Source organism: Corynebacterium suedekumii (assembly GCF_030252185.1).
Taxonomy (GTDB): domain Bacteria; phylum Actinomycetota; class Actinomycetes; order Mycobacteriales; family Mycobacteriaceae; genus Corynebacterium; species Corynebacterium suedekumii.
In genome coordinates, this window is record NZ_CP126970.1 from 2,631,990 (window position 1) to 2,649,372 (window position 17,383).

General features: G+C 69.3%; 16 protein-coding genes and 1 pseudogene. 5 read left to right on the top strand and 12 right to left on the bottom strand.

Features of this window, described 5'->3' with window-relative positions; all coding sequences use genetic code 11:
• Positions 1 to 200: 200 nt before the first annotated feature.
• Positions 201 to 593 carry a DUF3040 domain-containing protein gene (locus QP029_RS13130; protein WP_284874699.1) on the bottom strand — a complete coding sequence of 131 codons (393 nt, stop codon included), beginning with the start codon at positions 591 to 593 and terminating at the stop codon, positions 201 to 203.
• Between the two features lie 98 nt (positions 594 to 691).
• Positions 692 to 1,123 carry an SAV_6107 family HEPN domain-containing protein gene (locus QP029_RS13135; RefSeq protein WP_284874700.1) on the bottom strand — a complete coding sequence of 144 codons (432 nt, stop codon included), beginning with the start codon at positions 1,121 to 1,123 and terminating at the stop codon, positions 692 to 694.
• Positions 1,124 to 1,341: 218 nt separating this feature from the next.
• On the opposite strand from QP029_RS13135, the gene QP029_RS13140 reads away from it, so the two are divergent.
• The 3 genes from QP029_RS13140 (at position 1,342) to QP029_RS13150 (ending at position 4,669) form a co-directional block, all read left to right on the top strand.
• Positions 1,342 to 1,923: a GNAT family N-acetyltransferase gene (locus tag QP029_RS13140; protein WP_284874701.1), complete on the top strand. Its 582-nt coding sequence runs from the start codon at positions 1,342 to 1,344 to the stop codon at positions 1,921 to 1,923.
• An 83-nt stretch (positions 1,924 to 2,006) separates the two neighbouring features.
• Complete coding sequence (locus QP029_RS13145) at positions 2,007 to 3,107, top strand: polyprenyl synthetase family protein (RefSeq protein WP_284874702.1); 1,101 nt, start codon at positions 2,007 to 2,009, stop codon at positions 3,105 to 3,107.
• Between the two features lie 2 nt (positions 3,108 to 3,109).
• The gene (locus QP029_RS13150; RefSeq protein WP_284874703.1) at positions 3,110 to 4,669 is read left to right on the top strand and encodes an alpha-(1->6)-mannopyranosyltransferase A; all 1,560 of its coding nucleotides are present in this window, start codon (positions 3,110 to 3,112) and stop codon (positions 4,667 to 4,669) included.
• On the opposite strand, the gene QP029_RS13155 is transcribed toward QP029_RS13150, so the two are convergent.
• Complete coding sequence (locus QP029_RS13155) at positions 4,666 to 4,986, bottom strand: Rv2175c family DNA-binding protein (protein WP_284876263.1); 321 nt, start codon at positions 4,984 to 4,986, stop codon at positions 4,666 to 4,668. The genes QP029_RS13150 and QP029_RS13155 overlap by 4 nt on opposite strands.
• Before the next feature lie 139 nt (positions 4,987 to 5,125).
• On the opposite strand from QP029_RS13155, the pseudogene pknB reads away from it, so the two are divergent.
• A pseudogene (gene pknB / locus QP029_RS13160) lies at positions 5,126 to 7,383 on the top strand (Stk1 family PASTA domain-containing Ser/Thr kinase).
• A gap of 192 nt (positions 7,384 to 7,575) precedes the next feature.
• Here pknB and QP029_RS13170 read toward each other — a convergent pair.
• Complete coding sequence (locus QP029_RS13170) at positions 7,576 to 8,964, bottom strand: class II 3-deoxy-7-phosphoheptulonate synthase (protein ID WP_284874706.1); 1,389 nt, start codon at positions 8,962 to 8,964, stop codon at positions 7,576 to 7,578.
• Positions 8,965 to 9,047: 83 nt separating this feature from the next.
• Positions 9,048 to 9,557, bottom strand: coding sequence for a polyadenylate-specific 3'-exoribonuclease AS (locus tag QP029_RS13175; RefSeq protein WP_284874707.1), 510 nt, complete (start codon positions 9,555 to 9,557; stop codon positions 9,048 to 9,050).
• A 210-nt stretch (positions 9,558 to 9,767) separates the two neighbouring features.
• On the opposite strand from QP029_RS13175, the gene QP029_RS13180 reads away from it, so the two are divergent.
• Positions 9,768 to 11,081 (top strand): glycosyltransferase 87 family protein, encoded by a 1,314-nt coding sequence (locus QP029_RS13180; RefSeq protein ID WP_284874708.1) that lies wholly within the window; start codon positions 9,768 to 9,770, stop codon positions 11,079 to 11,081.
• Here the strand turns inward: QP029_RS13180 and QP029_RS13185 are convergent.
• The 7 genes from QP029_RS13185 to QP029_RS13215 form a co-directional block, all read right to left on the bottom strand.
• Positions 11,066 to 11,257: a hypothetical protein gene (locus tag QP029_RS13185; RefSeq protein ID WP_284874709.1), complete on the bottom strand. Its 192-nt coding sequence runs from the start codon at positions 11,255 to 11,257 to the stop codon at positions 11,066 to 11,068. The two genes, QP029_RS13180 and QP029_RS13185, sit on opposite strands and share 16 nt — an antisense overlap.
• A 10-nt stretch (positions 11,258 to 11,267) precedes the next feature.
• Complete coding sequence (locus tag QP029_RS13190) at positions 11,268 to 12,455, bottom strand: acyltransferase family protein (protein WP_284874710.1); 1,188 nt, start codon at positions 12,453 to 12,455, stop codon at positions 11,268 to 11,270.
• A gap of 155 nt (positions 12,456 to 12,610) precedes the next feature.
• Complete coding sequence (locus QP029_RS13195; RefSeq protein WP_284874711.1) at positions 12,611 to 13,345, bottom strand: lysophospholipid acyltransferase family protein; 735 nt, start codon at positions 13,343 to 13,345, stop codon at positions 12,611 to 12,613.
• Positions 13,346 to 13,366: 21 nt separating this feature from the next.
• Positions 13,367 to 14,329: an ROK family protein gene (locus tag QP029_RS13200; RefSeq protein WP_284874712.1), complete on the bottom strand. Its 963-nt coding sequence runs from the start codon at positions 14,327 to 14,329 to the stop codon at positions 13,367 to 13,369.
• Between the two features lie 76 nt (positions 14,330 to 14,405).
• Entirely contained in the window at positions 14,406 to 15,530 is a 1,125-nt protein-coding gene (locus tag QP029_RS13205) for a glycosyltransferase family 4 protein (protein ID WP_284874713.1), read from the bottom strand.
• Positions 15,530 to 16,564, bottom strand: coding sequence for a C40 family peptidase (locus tag QP029_RS13210; RefSeq protein WP_284876264.1), 1,035 nt, complete (start codon positions 16,562 to 16,564; stop codon positions 15,530 to 15,532). The genes QP029_RS13205 and QP029_RS13210 overlap by 1 nt, the downstream gene beginning before the upstream one ends.
• Positions 16,565 to 16,762: 198 nt before the next feature.
• Positions 16,763 to 17,383, bottom strand: a complete 621-nt coding sequence (locus QP029_RS13215) for a C40 family peptidase (protein WP_284874714.1) — start codon at positions 17,381 to 17,383, stop codon at positions 16,763 to 16,765.

Here is a 17,383-nt window from a genome sequence, read left to right on the forward strand (position 1 = left end):
CGCAATGTCCAACTGCAGAATCGCACCACTTCCCACACCGGCGACGGCCGCATCGGGGACCTGTGGGGGAAAGTGGGGGAACCTGGTGGGGGAAAGTGGGGATCAACCCGGATGCGGGCCCCGCAGTCGGGTGCCCAGAATCAGAAAACCCGCCGAGCAGTGACACTCGGCGGGTGGGTGACGTCAGTCAGTGGAGGGGATCACTGCCCCTCGAAGCGGCGACGGAAGTTCTCCTCCATGGAGCTGCCGCGGGATGCCGCCCGGCTGGGCTTGGACTTGACACCGGCCGGTTTCCCCACGCGGGGACCGGAACCGCCACCGCGGAGCATCCACACGCCGGCGCCGAACATGACCAGGAAGCCGACGACGCTCAACGCGATGAACCAGAGGCTCTGGGCCGAGAGCGCCACACCACCGATGAGCATGAGGAGCCCGACGACGGCGAGGGCGATCCCGCGGAGGGTGAGTCCTCCAGCGCCAGAGCCGGGGAAGCTCTGGCCACCAGACACGGAGGCCCCGAACTTGGGGTCCTCAGCAAGGAGCGACTGCTCGATCTCGCGCAACGCTCGTTGCTCCTGCTCTGAAAGCGACACTGTTCCTCCCGGATATGGCTGGGCGCTTACCTGTTACTACCTCAACGCCCAGCCTATCGGGATTGTTCCCAAGGACGCCAACCTCCGTTAGCCCCTGGTCAGGCGGCCACCGGGAACCACCCGGCGTCCGACTCGACCTCAGCGAGAAACTCCGCCGACAGTGCCATGACGTGATCCACGGTCACGGGCTCGACGTTTCGCTCCAGACCGGACGCCACCCGGGACCGAAGCCGGGAGTACTGACCGAAGGCGGCAGCCCACCGCTCGCCGTCCTCGTCGACCAGGCGAAGCTGCTCCCAGGCACTGGTGGGACGACGCTTGCGGGTAGCCACCGGCGACGCGGAGATCTTCGCCCCCGCGGTCCGCAGACCGGCCTGATAGGCGGATTCGAGCGCCTGGTCCCACTCCCCCGCCTCCCGGTGCCGTGCGGCCTGGGCCAGCAGAGCCCGGGCCTTGGCCAGGAAGTCGGCCCGACGGGTACCCCGACCCGCTCCGGAGAACCTGGTTGTTGCGGACATGATCTGTGCCATGGTGACCGACTCCTTTCCTTTTCCTCTCGGTCGTTGCTGTTGATGCTCACCGTAGAGGGAACACCAGACTTCCTATCCACATTTTAGAACGCCCATTCGAACACGTCAAGACTTGCCAGGTATCCGGGACATCTTTAGGTTCAGGTGTTCGACTGTTCTGCCACTCTGGTCGACAGGTCTCCACCCGGCGCGCGGCCGGTTCGTGGTTCAGTAGAGGTGTGACTGTGGAGATTCGCCGACTGACCGGCCCGGAGTTCGCGGTACTGTCCCCCCGGCTCGTCGAGATCTACATCGAGGCCATGGATTACGACCCGGCCATCAGCCAGAGCCGCACGGACGTGTGGCGCCGCGAGATCACCCAGCCCGGGTTCACCGGCCTGGTGGCCCTCGACGGTGACGCAGTGCTCGGGGTCGCCTACGGATACCTGGGCGCCCCGGATCTGTGGTGGGACCGTCAGGTGCGCCGGGGTATCCGCGAGGCGGGTGGCCCCGACACCGACCAGCTCGCTCTCATGCGCGACTACTTCGAGGTCGCCGAGATCCACGTTCGCCCTGGCCACCAGGGACGGGGCATCGGACGGAAGCTGCTGACCTCACTGCTGTGGAATGCCCCAGGCTCCCATGCGCTGCTGTCCACCCCGGAGGTGGATAACGAGGCCAATTTCGCCTTCGGTCTGTACCGCTCGCTGGGTTTCCGGGACGTCCTGCGCCACTTCTTCTTCGACGGGGACGCACGCCCCTTTGCGGTTCTGTCCGCTCCCCTTCCTCTGCCCGGACAGGGCCTGCGCTCGCCCGCCTGAGAGAACATGTCGGGGCACTGGGTATCCTGGCAACCACCGCACCCGAACTTTCCGTCGCACCCGTACCCGAAGGACCTGACGCGTTGACCTCCACCGATCCCCGCACGTTGACCCTCAACCAGATCCCCGACGCGTCGCGGGAGGTCCTGGCGGACTTCTTCGCCGAGCGGCGGTCGCAGATCGCGGCAATCGGTGCCCCGGTCACCGAGGCGGTCTCCCACCTGGAGTCCTTCGTCCTGGGCGGTGGCAAGCGCATCCGGCCGCTGTACGTCTGGGCCGGTTTCGCCGGTGGTGGCGGACTCGAGCGCACCGACGAGGACCCGCAGGCGGTGCTCCGGGCCGCGGCGTCCCTGGAGTTCATCCAGGCCTGTGCCCTCGTGCACGACGACATCATCGACTCCTCCGACACCCGACGTGGCAACCCCACGGTGCACCGCGCCGTGGAGCGTCGGCACGCCTCGGCCGACTGGTCCGGTGACGCGGCGCACTTCGGTGAATCGGTGGCCATTCTCGTCGGCGACCTCGCCCTGGTGTGGGCCGAGGACATGCTCCAGGATTCCGGACTGAGCACCGGGGCGCTCGCCCGAGCCCGCGATCCGTGGCGCGCGATGCGCACGGAGGTCATCGGTGGGCAGCTGCTGGACATCGCCCTCGAGGCCACCGCCGCCGAGGACGCGGAGTCCGCGGACTCGGTCAACCGGTACAAGACCGCCGCCTACACCATCGAACGGCCCCTCCACCTGGGTGCCGCCATCGCGGGGGCCGATGACGCCACCATCGCAGCCTTCCGCGGGTACGGCCGGGACATCGGTATCGCCTTCCAGCTCCGCGACGACCAGCTGGGCGTCTACGGTGACCCGGCGGTGACGGGCAAACCGGCCGGCGATGATCTCCGGGAGGGCAAGCGCACGGTGCTGCTGGCCACCGCCCTGCAGCGCGCCGACGAGCGTGACCCGGCCGCGGCCGCCGAACTGCGACGTGGCATCGGCCGGACCGACGACCCCGCGCAGCTGGCCCGCCTGGCCGAGATCATCGAGGAGACCGGCGCGGTGGCGGCCATGGAGGAACGGATCACCGCCCTCACCGAGTCAGGCCTGGCGTATCTCGACGCCGCCGGCACCTCCCCGGAGGTCACCGCGACCCTGCGTGACCTGGCGATGCGCGCCACGGCGCGCCGGAGCTGACCGTGACCGTCTCCCCCCGCATGCTGCCGGGCCCCGTGGTGCTCGGTGCGATCGGTTCCGTGCTCATCCTCCTCGGATCCTTCGGTGGCGGCGCCACCCGGAATCGCGGTGGCGTCCTGGAGGCTGTCGGTCTGGATTTCCTCGCGTACGGGCACGGGGCCGGCATCTCCAACACCGTGTTCTGGATCGGTGTGCTCGTCCTGCTCGCGGGATGGGTGAGCCTGGGCTACCGCACGGTGATCGGTGAGGGTGGGCACGGGGGCGTCGACACGCGGACCGCGGCGGTACGGCGCAGCCTGTGGGTCTGGGTCGCACCGCTGGCGCTGGCCGCCCCGGTGCTCTCGCGTGATGTCTACTCCTATCTCATGCAGGGGGCGATGCTGCGTGACGGCTTCGACCCGTACCGGCAGGGTGCCGCGGTCAATCCCGGCCCGTACCTGCTGGAGGTCTCCCACGACTGGCGTAACACCACCACCCCGTACGGGCCCCTGCACCTGTGGATCGGGGAAGGCGTGACTCGGATCGTCGGGGACCACGTCACCGCCGGGGTACTGCTCTACAAGGCCATCTCCATCGCCGGATTCATGGCGATCGCGTGGGCGATGCCCAAGATCGCGCGTCGGCTCGGCGGAGACCCGGCGCTGGCGTTGTGGCTGGGCGTGGCCAACCCGGTGATGATCCTCCACATGGTCGGCGGCATGCACAACGAGTCCGTCATGGTCGGCCTCGTCAGCGTGGGTCTGCTCGCCTGCCTGCGCCGGCGTTTCCTGCTGGGTGTCGCCCTCATCGCGGTGGCGGTCTCGCTCAAGGCGACCGCGGCCATCGCCCTGCCGTTCGTCGTGTGGATGGCCACCAACCACTACGCGGGTGAGTTCGCCACGATGCGCCGGCGAGTCTCGTCGTTCCTGGTCACCGGGTTCGTCGGGGTGGCCGAGACACTCGCCGTCGTCGCGGTGATCACCTGGGCCTCGGGCGCGTCCTGGGGCTGGCTGTCGGAGATCTCGGGCAACTCGAAGGTGATCAACCCCCTGGCCCTGCCCTCCCTGCTGGCCGGCGCGGTCACGCCGTTCATCCAGATGTTCAACGAGGACTTCGACTACAACGTCCCCCTGGCGGTGTTCCGCGACCTGTCGATGATCGCCATGCTCGTCGGACTGGTCATCGCCTGGTGGGTGTTCCGGCAGAACGACCGCCGCAACATCATGGGCACCGCCGCCGCTTACCAGGTGGCTTTCGTGTTCAACTCGGTGACGCTGCCCTGGTACTACGCGTCCGTCATCTCCCTGGTGGGCACCGTCCGCCCGCCCGGCTGGGTCCTGCGGCTGGCCACTGGCGCGTCGATCGTGGTCACCCTGTCCTTCACCGGCAGCGGCAACCACCAGCTGTACAACATCTGGTGGATGGTCCCCGCCATCGCCGTGGCTTGGCTGCTCACGGACATCATCTTCCGGGACGGGGCGGTGGGCCGCCGTGTCGCCGCGCTCGACCGGGCTCACCCGGCGGAGGAACCTGACGGTGAGACAGCCGCCTCGACCGTCTCACCGACCCGGACTCATCCCTAGATCGCCATCGCCTGGGCGCGGCGCAGCACCTCGCGTGCCAGCTGGCCCTGCAGCGCGTCGACGGGACGGCCCGGCAGCGAATCATCCTCGGTGAACAGGAACCGCAGGATCTCCTCGTCGGAGTAGCCGCCGTCGGTGAGCAGGGTGATCACCCCGGGGACGAACTTGCCCGAGGTGCCGTCCGCCCCGAACAGGGCGGCGGGAATGTACCGCTTGCCGTCGCGGACGTGGGCGATGAGCTTGTTGTCGTTGAGCAGGTCATGCACGCGGGTGACCACCACGCCGAGCCTCTCCGAGGTCTCCGGCAGTGTGAGCATCGGCTCGTCCGCCAGCAGGGTCTCCAGGGGGGTCACGTCAGAATTGTCATTGATCACGGGGACCACCTTACTGTCCCGCCCCGGCACGGGCCCGCCCACCGTTGGCGTGCACTGCGCGCGATAGACCATACTGGTCCGCATGGCTCAACTGGCAGTGGGAGACGTTCTGGAGGACCGCTACCGCATCGATCATCCGATCGCGCGGGGCGGTATGTCCATGGTCTACCGCTGCGTGGATCTCCGTCTGGGGCGGGCGGTGGCGGCGAAGGTCATGGACGAAAGGTACGTCTCCGACCCCGTCTTCCGGCAGCGTTTCCGGCGGGAGGCCCGGGCGATGGCCCAGCTCACGCACCCGAATCTGGTCAACGTCTATGACTTCGGTTCCGACGGGGACCACCTGTTCCTCATCATGGAGCTCATCACCGGCGGCACTCTGCGGGAGCTGCTCGCCGAGCGTGGCCCGATGCCCCCGCACGCCGCGGCCGCGGTGATGCGGTCGGTGCTCACCGGCCTGTCGGCGGCGCACGCGAGCGGCCTGGTCCACCGGGACATCAAGCCGGACAACGTCCTCATCAACGGCGATCACCGCGTCAAACTCGCGGACTTCGGCCTGGTGCGCACCGCGAGCGCGTCGACACACAGCACGGACCAGATCGTGGGCACGGTCGCCTATCTCTCCCCCGAGCAGGTCGACGGTTCCGACATCACCCCGGCCTCGGATGTCTACTCCGCCGGCATCGTCCTGTTCGAGCTGCTCACGGGCACCACCCCGTTCACCGGTGACACTCCCCTGGCGCATGCCTACGCCCGCATCAACGGCGACGTCCCCGCCCCGAGTGCGCGGATCGCCGGGATCCCGCCGCTGGTCGATGCGCTGGTGGCTACCGCCACCTCCCGGAACCCGGCCGACCGTTTCGCCGACGCCACCGAGTTCCTCGCCGCGCTTGACGACGTCGCCGGGGACCTCGCCCTACCCGCCTTCACCGTTCCCGTCCCCACCAACTCCGCCGCCCACCGGGCTGCAGCGGTCCCCACCGACATCACCGACCTTGTCGGCCCCGCCACCGGGGTCATTGACACCACAGACACCACAGACACCACGGACACCACGGACACCACGGACACCACGCAGGAGTCGGCTCCAGCCCCCGTCGACGAGACCGCCGTCCTCGAACAGCAGCCGCCCCAACCGCTGATCCAGCCGCCCCTGACCCCACCGGCCACTCCCGGCCCGGCCGTCTCCGCCCGGATCCCGGACCGGGCCCCGGAGGAGATCGTCGACGAGTACACACCGGAACCGGAGCCCGCCGATCCCCCGGTGAGCAACCGCTCCACGGTGGGACTGTTCCTGTGGCTGTTGGTGGTCGCCATCATCACCGTCGCCGTGGCACTGGGCGCCTGGTGGTTCGGTTCCGGCCGCTACGGGGAGATCCCCCAGGTCCTGGGGATGGACCGGGTGGCCGCCGTCGCCGCGGTCGAGGAGGCCGGATTCACCCCCGCCACCCGCATCATATACAGCGACGACGTCCCCGCCGACCAGATCGCCGGCACGGACCCGGCCACCGGGGAGAAGCTGGTCCGCGGGGAAGAGGTCACGGTCCTCGTCTCCCAGGGGCAGCCCACGGTCCCCGCTCCGGAGGGCATGGACGTGCTCGCCTACCAGGAGGCCGCCTCCGAACGCACCCTCGAGGTGACCACCGGGGACCCGGTGTACTCCGACTCGGTGACCGAGGGCCGCATCGCCACCACCGACCCGGCCGTCGGCGCGGCCGTCCCCATCGGCACGACCGTGACCGTGCACGTCTCCCGTGGCCCCGAGCCCATCCAGGTGCCCAACCTCAAGGGCAAGGACCTGTCCACCGCCGAGGCCGAACTCGCCGGGCTGGGGCTGACCGTCTCCGCGGTGGAACGCGAGTACGTCGAGGACGCCCCCGGTGGCGAGGTTCTCGAGGTCTCTCCCCGGCCGGCACGACGCTCACCCGCGGCAGCGAGGTCACTCTCACGGTCTCCAATGCCCTGACGGTCCCGGACGTCGCGGGCATGGACCTGGACACCGCCCGCTCCACCCTCGAGGCCGCCGGGTTCACCGTCGGTGACACCGACCGGGACAACTCCGAGACCGCCGCCTCCGCCTCCACCGTCGTCGAGACCTCGCCTGCCGCCGGAACCAGCACCGACCCGGAGGACGCGACCGTGGACATCGTCCTGCCCGGCAAGGTGACCGTCCCCGACGTCGAGGGGATGACCGTCGCCCAGGCCCGGGAGACCCTCAAGGGTGTCGGACTGAAGATCAACGCCCGCGAGCGTGACGATGCCCGCCTCATCACCCGTCAGCGCCCCTCCGCCGGCGACGACGCCCGGGTCGACTCGACCGTCCGCGTCACCCTCGAACGCTGACCGTCAGAGGGGCGATCGTAATTACGACGTCCCCGACCGTCGGTGACGCGCTGTTTCCCCAGGTCGCGTCCGGCACGGCCTCTCCGAACCCGTCGTAATTACGAGATCGACTTTTACGACGGCACCCGGACGGACACACGACGACGCCGCGCCCTCCCTCGTGGGGAACGCGCGGCGTCGATAAGCAGGCGACTAGTTGCGGAGCATCTCCGCGACGAGGAACGCCAGCTCCAGGGACTGCTGGGTGTTCAGGCGCGGGTCGCAGGCGGACTCGTAGCGGCCCGGCAGGTCCACGTCGGTGATGTCCTCGGCACCGCCGAGGCACTCGGTGACGTTCTCGCCGGTGAGCTCGATGTGGATGCCGCCCGGGTGGGTGCCCAGCTCGCGGTGGACCTCGAAGAAGCCCTGGACCTCGTCGATGACCTTGTCGAAGTGGCGGGTCTTGTACCCGTTGGAGGCGGTGAAGGTGTTGCCGTGCATCGGGTCGGACTGCCAGATCACCTTGTGGCCGGCGGCCTCGACGGCCTGGATGACCGGCGGGAGGACGGTGCGGACCTTGTCGTAGCCCATGCGGGCGACGAAGGTGAGGCGGCCCGGCTCGCGCTCGGGATCGAGCTTGGCGGCGTAGGCGACGGCCTCCTCCGGAGTGACGGACGGGCCGATCTTGATGCCGACCGGGTTGGCGATCAGCGCGGCGAAGTTGACGTGGAAGTCGTCGATGCCGCGGGTGCGCTCGCCGATCCACAACTGGTGGGCCGACAGGTCGTAGAGGCGGGTGACGCCGTCCTCGTCCTCGTGCAGGCGGAGCATGGCACGCTCGTAGTCGACGAGGAGTGCCTCGTGCGAGCAGTAGATGTCGGAGGTGCGCAGGGAGTCGTCGTGGACCCCGCAGGCGTCCATGAAGCTGAGGCCACGCTCGATCTCATCGGCCAGGGCCTGGTAGCGGGCACCTGCGGAGGAGCTGGAGACGAACTCCTGGTTCCACTCGTGGACGCGCTTGAGGTCCGCCGTGCCGGAGGCGGTGAGCGCCCGGACGAGGTTCATCGCGGCGGAGGCGTTGGCGTAGGCGCGGACCATGCGGGCCGGGTCATGCCGACGGGCCTCCGGGGTCGGCTCGACGCCGTTGACGATGTCACCGCGGTAGTTCGGCAGCCCGTTGCCGTCGAGGTCCTGGGAGCGTGGCTTGGCGTACTGGCCGGCGATGCGGGCAAGCTTGACCACCGGGGTGGACGCGCCGTAGGTGAGGACGACGGCCATCTGCAGCAGGGTCTTGATGTTGGCGCGGATGTGCGGTTCGGTGTTCGACTCGAACGTCTCGGCGCAGTCACCACCCTGCAGGAGGAACGCCTTGCCGTTGGCCACGTCGGCCAGCTGACGCTTGAGCGCGGCGACCTCGGGGGCGACGATGATCGGCGGCACCGACTCGAGGATCTTGCGCACGTTCTCCGCCTGGGCGCGGTCCCAGCTGGGCTGCTGCTTGGCGTCCCGGGCGATCGCGTCCTGGAATCGCTCGTTGAGCCCGTCCGGCAGTGGCGGCAGGTCAGGGAGAACTTCTTTGGGGATGTCAACAGTCCAACTCACACCCCTATTCATAGCACGGACGTCCATACGTTCCTATGCCGAACCAGCTGAACCAGCTGAACCAGCCGAATCAGCCGGCCGGGTCAGTGCAGGACCTTGTTGCCCCGGCCCAGGGGGAGGGCCTTCATGCAGGCCTGGAACTTGGCCAGGTTGTGGCGGGCATCGACGAGCGCATCGTGATTGCCGTCGGGGATGCCCGGCAGGGCGGGCTTGCCGGCGAACTCCCAGTATTGGCGCAGTTCGCGGGTGTAGCGGGGCAGGGAGCGGGGCAGCCCGGCCATGTCGCCCCACAGCTGCGCGAGGACGACGTGGTCGTAGGCACCGACCCAGGCCCACAGTTCGGGGCGGCCGGACCCGGAGGTGAGGAACTCGAGGACCTCGCGGCGGATGGTGGCGTTCGACTTCCACACGTCCGAGCCGGGGTTGGGCAGCTGGTTGAGCACGTTCTCCCGCACCCAGGCGTTCGCCTTGGACGAGTCGACGTCGGTGGACACGGCGTAGTACTCACGGCCGTCCTCGTCGACGATGCCGATGGAGACCAGGTCGATGGTCCGGCCGTCCTCGATGAATTCGGTGTCGTAGAAGTAGCGCACCGTTCCACCTGCCCTTTCCGCTGGCCCTGCCCCGGTCGGCAGGATCCCGTTCAGCCTAACGGGCGGGGCCCGGCGGACGGTGCTCGGGTATCACCTGCCCCCGGCTATAGTCTTTTTGTGCCTGCGACCAGTTCTGTTCACTTTTCAGACGCTCCCTCCGACCACCCCTCCGACCACCGCCCTGCCCGCCTGACGGGCACCCTGCCCCGGGTGGTCACGGTGATCGCCGTGCTGCTGGCGGTGGCGGCGGTGCTGCCGTGGATCATCGATGAGGGGCCGCGCTGGTACTACCACATCGACTTCGACGTCTACCGCAAGGGCGGGGAGGCGTTCCTGGCCGGGGACAACCTGTACACCCGGGACTACGAGATGCTGGGGATCAACCTCCCCTTCACCTATCCCCCGCTCGCGGCGATCCTCTTCGCCCCGTTGGCGTGGATCCCCTTCTCCATCGGCGCGCTGGCGATGACGCTGGTGACGGTGGCCGCGCTGTGGTGGTGCATCGTCATCGTGGCCCGCCACGCCCTGCCCGGCCGGGCGCTGACCGATCACCGGGTGCTGGCCACCTGGATCCTCCCGGTGGCGCTGGTCATCGAGCCGGTCCGGGAGACGCTGAGCTTCGGCCAGGTCAACGTCCTGCTCATGGCGATGGTGCTGGTGGACACCCTCACCAGTCGCCCCTGGCTGCCCCGCGGTGTGTTCATCGGCCTGGCGGCGGCGATCAAGCTCACGCCGGCGGTGTTCGTGCTCGTCTTCGTGGTGCGCCGCCAGTGGCGGGAGGCGGCGACGACGGTGGCCTCGGGGGTCGGTTTCACGCTTCTGGCCGCGGTGATCAGCCCGGCCAACTCGCTGACGTACTGGCTGGACACGCTGTCGGATCCCTCCCGGATCGGCGGCCTGTCCTTCACCTCGAATCAGTCGGTCCGGGGGGTGCTCACCCGCTTCGCCGAGCCGGACGTGGAGACTTCGAGCCTGCCGTGGCTGCTGCTTGTCGTGGTGTCGCTGGCGGCGATCATCACCGCCCTGGTGCTCATCGACCGCGCCGCGGCCCGCACCGGCGGCTCCCCCACCGTGGGCATTGTCCTGGTGACCTCGCTGGTCGCCCTGCTGTGTTCGCCGGTCTCCTGGTCGCACCACTGGACGTGGCTGGCGCTGTTTGCGGTGTTCTTCGCCGCCCGCGCCTGGCAGGTGGCACCGGGTGCTTATCGACGCACCGCGGGTGTCCTCGCCCCGGGCATCTCCTTCATCGCCCTGACCGGCCCGCACTGGCTGCTGCCGAACCGGGAGAACCGGGAACACGACTGGTCCCTGTGGGCCCAGCCGGTGGGTAACTCCTATGTCCTGCTCGCCGTACTCATCCTCGTCACCGCGCTGGTGATGCCGCGGCTGATGGTCACCGGCGACCGTCGTCCGGCGGACGGCGCGACCGGTTCGCCGGGGGGTGCGGGGCGGATCTGGTCGTGGGTGCCGCTGGTGGTCCTCGCCCCGATGCTGGTGACGGTGCCGTTCTACGCGTTCTTCTGATCCACCGGGTCAGGCTGCCGGTCCTTGCGGCCACGTGGCCAGAAGAGGATCGCGGCGATGGCGATGACGATGGCCGAGGCGACGATGCCCCGGTTGATCTCGAGTGCGGCGACGACGACGTAACCGGCGATGAGCAGCGCCACCGCAAGGATTGTCCAGAAGGTTCTGTTGCCCATGGCGGGGATGTTACGCCCCCGGTGTGCGAGCCCCGTGCACGACCGCGTCCCCGCGCTCCGGGCGGGCCGGCTCGGCGGCGACGGTGGACGTCGCTCCGGACCGGGCCGCGCGCGCGAGTGGCGGCGGCATGAGGGTCCAGCGCACGTAGGGCACGCGGGTGAGCAGCCAGAGGAACAGGGATCCGGCCACGGCGGCGACGGTCGCGATGACCATCCAGAACGCCGTGGAGCTGGTCCACACGTCCGCGTCGCGGGTGATCACCAGGTCCATGCCGCGCAGGTTGTAGTGGTAGAGCACCGTCAGGCCCAGGGCGTGGCCGAGGTAGATGACCAGGGTGTGGCGGCCGAGGAATTTGAGCACGTCGGCGAGCACCGGGATGCGGGCCAGCAGAACGGCGACGAGGATGGCCATCGGCAGCATGGCCACCTGGATCAGCGAGTTGACGATCAACCGCAGGTCCACGAAGCCGACCGTCTCCGCGCCCGGCAGGAGCCACGGGAGCACCAGTTCGTGCTGGAGGTTGTACCAGGCCCAGGCGGCCGAAGCTGCGAAGGCGGCGACGTAGAGGGCCGAGGCGTTGACGATGTTGCGCAGCGAGGCCCCCTCCGCTGCGAACGTCCCGATCCGCTCCCGCAGGTGTGCGCCGATGAGGAAGGCCGGCAGGTAGAGGACGGCCTTGCCCACCATGTGGTAGTCGAGGTGCAGCGGGAGGATGAGGATCGGGGCGAAGCCGACGGCGATGCCCGCCCAGGTGGGCAGTTTCCTGGTCAGCCAGAGGATGACGTTGAACACCACGAGGGCATAGAGGAACCAGTACATCGACTTGCCCACGGTCAGCTGGTCCACGTAGACCGACAGCGCCGGCATCGGGGAATGGTCGAACATGTGGTACTCGCGGAACTTCAGCCACAGCTCGACAGGCCCCCACACCAGATAGGGCACGAGGAAGAACCACAGGCGGCGCTGAAAGAGGTCGGCGAAGGAGAAGCGGAAGACCTTCGCGGAGAAGAAGCCGCTGACGAGGAAGAACAGCGGCATGCGCAGCGGGTCGAGGATCCGGTTGATCTGGGCTGCGACGGTGTCCATGCCTTCGGGCACGGCGAGACTGACGTGGAGGAGGACCACTCCGACGATGGAGAGTCCCTTGGCCACGTCCGGCCAGTCCAGTCGCTGTCGGGTCCCGTTCGCTGACGCCACCCATTCACTCCGTTTGATTACGCATTCCGATAGATCGCCCGGTTGCAATCCAAGCGTCAACTATATCGGCAGGTCGCGCCCAGGCAAAGGGGATGACGATGTGAGACGCACTACGCCGGGCCGAGAACGGGCTGAGAAAAAACGTGGGAATTGGCTCAGGACGGTTCGGTGCCGTGGGGGTAGCCGTTGCCGGCGGCCAGGGAGGCCTTGACCTCGGCGGCGTAGACGTCGACGTAGGGCTGGTCGGCCAGGTCGGTGAGTACGGCCATGACGTAGTCGGTGAGCGGGCGGGCGGCGTCCCGGGAGTCCGGGTCGATGCCCAGGGAGGTGACGTAGGCGCGGCCGTCGATCGCCTCACCCACCTTCATGCGGACTTTGCGGGGGCGCGGGATCCACGTGCCGATGGGGTTGGCGTCACGGGAACCGATCATGGCGACGGGGATGATGGGCACGTCGGCGGCCAGCGCGATCCGGGCCATGCCGGTCTTGCCCTTGTAGATGCGCCCGTCCGGGGAGCGGGTGCCCTCCGGGTAGATGGCGAAGACCTCCCCGCGGTCGAGGATCTCCATCGCGGCGTTCTGGGTGGCCATGCCGGCGTCGGCGGCCTGTCGGTCGACGGGGACCTGGGCGAGCGCGTGGAAGAACCAGCGCTGGACCGCGCCGACGACGCCCGTGCCGGTGAAGTACTCGGACTTGGCGGGGAAGGTGACCTGACGGGGGCTCATGAGCGGGAAGAAGAAGGAGTCCATGACGGCCTGGTGGGTGGAGGCGACGATGGCGGCACCCTCGGCGGGGATGTGCTCCACGCCCTCGATCTCCGGACGGTTCCACACCCGCAGGAAGGGCCCGATGAAGATGTTCTTGAAGGCCCAGTACCACTTGTTCGTCATCTCAACTCCCGATTGTCGCTCTCACCTGCGGATAAGTTCGCGGGCCACATCAGCCACGCCAATCATACCCGCATCGGCACCCAGTTCCGCGCGCACAACCGCAGGTAGCGGCCGGTGTCCCGCGCCGACGATCTGCTCGGCCATCCGCTCCTGCGCGGCGGGCAGGTAGAGGTCAGCGTCGCGGGAGACGCCGCCGCCGAGGACGATGAGCTCGGGGTCGAGGACGTCGGCGACGAACGCCAGCCCCTCCCCCAGCCAGTGGGAGAAGTCCGCGAGCACCGCGAGTCCGAGGGCGTCGCCGGCACGCGCCGCCTGCATGATGTCGGTGCCGGTGGCCTGCTTGTCGACGACCCTCCTCCCCAGCGTCGTCTCCCCCAGCGCGGGGTCGGCGGCGAGGGCCTCGACGGCGGTGTCGACCAGGGCGGTGCCCGAGGCGTAGCGCTCGAGGCATCCCCGCTTGCCGCAGGCGCACTGGCGTCCGCCGGGGACGACGGTGAGGTGCCCGAACTCCGGGGCGGTGCCGTAGGCGCCGCGGTAGATGCGACCGTCGATCATCAGCGTGGCGCCGATGCCGGTGCCCACGGCGAAGAACACCCACGTGCCGGCACCCCGGGCGGCGCCGAAGCGGTACTCGCCCCAGGCCGCGGAGTTGGCGTCGTGCTCCAGACGCACCGGCAGGCCGAGGCGGTCCTCGAGGGTCGCGCGGACCGGGGCGTCGCGCCACGGAAGGTGCGGGGCGAAGCGGACGGTCTCGCAGTCCGGGTCGAGGAATCCGGCGACGGCCAGGCCGACGGCGACCGGTTCGTGGCGGGTGGCCAGCTCCGCGGTGATGCGGGCGATGGTGTCCTCGAGTTCGGTGGCGGTGCCGGGGGTGGGCGCCGCGAGGGTGTCGACGATCTCCCCGTCAGCCGTCACCAGCCCGGCCCGCAGGTTCGTGCCGCCGATGTCGAAACCGATCGTCAGATCAGTGCGGGGTTGAGCCACTTCAGCCACCTTCGGCGTCGATCGTCGGGATTGTTACAGACAACCCCGGAAGTATATCGGGGCGGACATGTCACGGTCACATCGGCGCGAGAAGCCGCCGTAGCCGCTGCCCCATGATCTCCCAGGTCCAGTGCGCCTCCACGTGCGCGCGCCCGGCCCGACCCATCCTGGCACGCAGCGCGGGATCCCCCAGCAGCCGGCTGAGTGCCTCGGTGAGTGCGCCGAGGTCCCGGCCGTCGACGACGATGCCGGTCTCCGGGGTCACCGTCTCGGGGGCACCGCCCGAATCGCCGGCGACGACGGGCACCCCGCTGGCCTGGGCCTCGAGGTAGACGATGCCCAGGCCCTCGACGTCGAGACCCCTTCCCCGGGTGCGCGCCGGCATGGCGAAGATGTCCGCCGTGGCGAGGACGGCGCGTATGTCGGTGAAGGAGAGGCCGCCGGTGAACACGGCGGCGTCGGCAAGCTGCAGGCTCTCGGCGATGGCGCGCAGCCGCCGGCCGTAGTGTCCGCGGCCCACGATGACCAGTCGCGTGCCGGGGTGGCGGCGGCGCAGCTCCGGCAGGACGCGCAGCAGCTGATCCTGCCCCTTGCGCGGGACCAGGCGGGAGATGCACACGATGAGCGGCCCGTCCCCGAGCTCGAGGCGTTCGCGTATCGACGCCCCCGTACCCGGCGTGAACAGTTCCGTGTCCACCCCGGAGGGCAGATGTGCGAAACGCGGGCGCGGGCCGAAGGCGGAGCGGATGCGGCGGAGTGTGTAGTCGGAGATGTAGGTGACCACATCCGCCCGATTGCCGATGATCCGGAGCACCTGCCGGGCCCCGGGCAGCATCGCCCACCCGACCTCGTGGCCGTGGGTGGAGGCGATAACCCGGCGGGCACCGGCCTGCCGCGCAGCCCCGTCCATGACGGCCAGTGGGGCGGCCGCACCGAACCACACGGTCTCGACCCCCTCCTCGGCGATGATCCGCGCCATCTCCCGAGCGGTCGCCGGCGTGGGCAGCATGACCTTTCGGGGCCACCGGATCACCCGGAAGGGCGCTTCCGCGTCATGAGCCCGCGCCGCCGCGGCGTCCTGGGTGGAGGCGAAGACCACGATCTCCGCCGGGTCGAGGCAGGCGAGAAAGTCACGCAGATACGACTGAATCCCGCCGAGGGTCGGCGGGAAGTCATTGGTGACCAGCAGAATGCGAGGCACTAGTAGCGGACCGCACCGGCCCACGGCATGGAATCCACGGACACGACCTGGACGGGGATGCCGTAGTCGGAGGCGTGGACGAGCTGGCCGTTGCCGATGTACATGCCCACGTGCGTGACACCCGGGTAGTAGCCGACGATGTCGCCCGGCTGCAGCTCCGCGCGGGACACCGGGGTGCCGCCGGCCAACTGCGCCTGCGAGGTCCGCGGAATCGTCTTGCCCTGCTGCTGGTAGGCCCAGTACATCAGGCCCGAGCAGTCGAACTGGTCCGGGCCCGCGGCTCCCCAGCCGTAGGGAGAGCCCAGCTTGGACATGGCCGCACCGACGGCACCCGAGCCCAGGGCGCTGAGGTCGATGCCACCGACGTCGATCGGGTTGTTCTTGTCGGCCCAGCGGGCCTGGGCGGCCGGGTCGAGGGAGTTGACCTGCTCCTCGATCTCCGCGATGCGGGCCTCCAGCTCGGCCTGCTGTTCGTCGAGCCGCTTCTTCTGCTCCTCCAGCTGGGTCTGCTGGAAGCCGGCCTCGGCCAGGGCCCGGGAGGCGTCGGTGTGGGCGCGACCGGCCTCGGCGGTGGCGGCGGCGAGCTCGGTGACGGCCCGCTCGGAGTTGCGGGTCAGCGTGGCCAGGTAGGCGGCGCGGTCGATGGCGTTCTGCGGATTCCGGGCGGCGATGGCGTTGGTCACCGGGTCAATCATCAGACCGCGGTACCGGGCACCGGCGACCTCGTCGACGTCGACCTGGTTGGCCTCCTGGGCGGCCACGGCGGCAGCTGCCCGAGCACCGGCCTCCTCAGCGTCGCTGCGCAGATCCGCCAGGCGTCCCTCACCGTCGGTGATGTCCACCTCGAGCTGTTTGACTTCCTCGTTCTTCGCGGCGGCCTCCTGGGAGACCTCCTCCATCGCGGCGATGAGGGTGCCGATGTCGTCCGCGCGCAGCGGGGTGCTCACAGCGGCGGTGCCGGTGACCAGCAGGACGGAGCCCACGGTGGCGGCGACGGAGAGTCGGAGGGAGTGACGGAGACCCTGGTGAGACAGCAAGACGGTACTTTCCGGGACGGGTGGACGGGAGACGAGATAACAATAGCGCCGAATCGTTGCCGAATCGATATCGCCACCTTGTCCGTGACTGGTGTGACGGAAGTGTCCGGCGCGGGCCTCCCGGCGAATGACGAACGCCCGTCCCGGCCGGATGAACGGCGGGACGGGCGGGGTCGCGATACCTCGCGGTGCGGCTTAGAAGCGCACGGCCGAGTGGATCGGCATGTAGTGCAGCGGGCGCTCGGCGACCGGGGAGCCGGAACCGAGGGCGTCGATGATCATGCCGTTGCCGACGTAGATGCCGACGTGGGAGGCACCACCGTAGTAGGCGATGATGTCACCCGGCTGCAGGGCGTCGAGGGAGACGCGCTGGCCGGCGGAGGCCTGCGCCTGGGAGGTGCGCGGGATGGACTTGCCCACCTGCTTGTAGGCCCAGGAGGTCAGGCCGGAGCAGTCGAAGCTGGACGGGCCGGCGGCACCCCAGGCGTAGGGGGCGCCCACCTTGGAGCGGACGGCGTCGACGATGGCCTGGCCGGAGGAGGCCGGGGCGGCGGTCGGGACGGTCACGGCGGCGGCGTAGTTGCCGGCGGCCGGAGCGGACTGCATGGACGGGACGAACTGCTCGATGTTCGGGACATTCTGCAGACCCTGGACCTGGTCGAGACCCTGGACGTCGACACGGACGTCAGTGTTCGGGACGACGACCTCGACGGCGCCGGCGACACCCGGGGCGAGGACGGTGGCGCCCATGACGGCTGCGGAGGCAGCTGCGACGCGACGGGTGGTGGTCTTGTTCAGGCGACGGTGCTTAGCCAC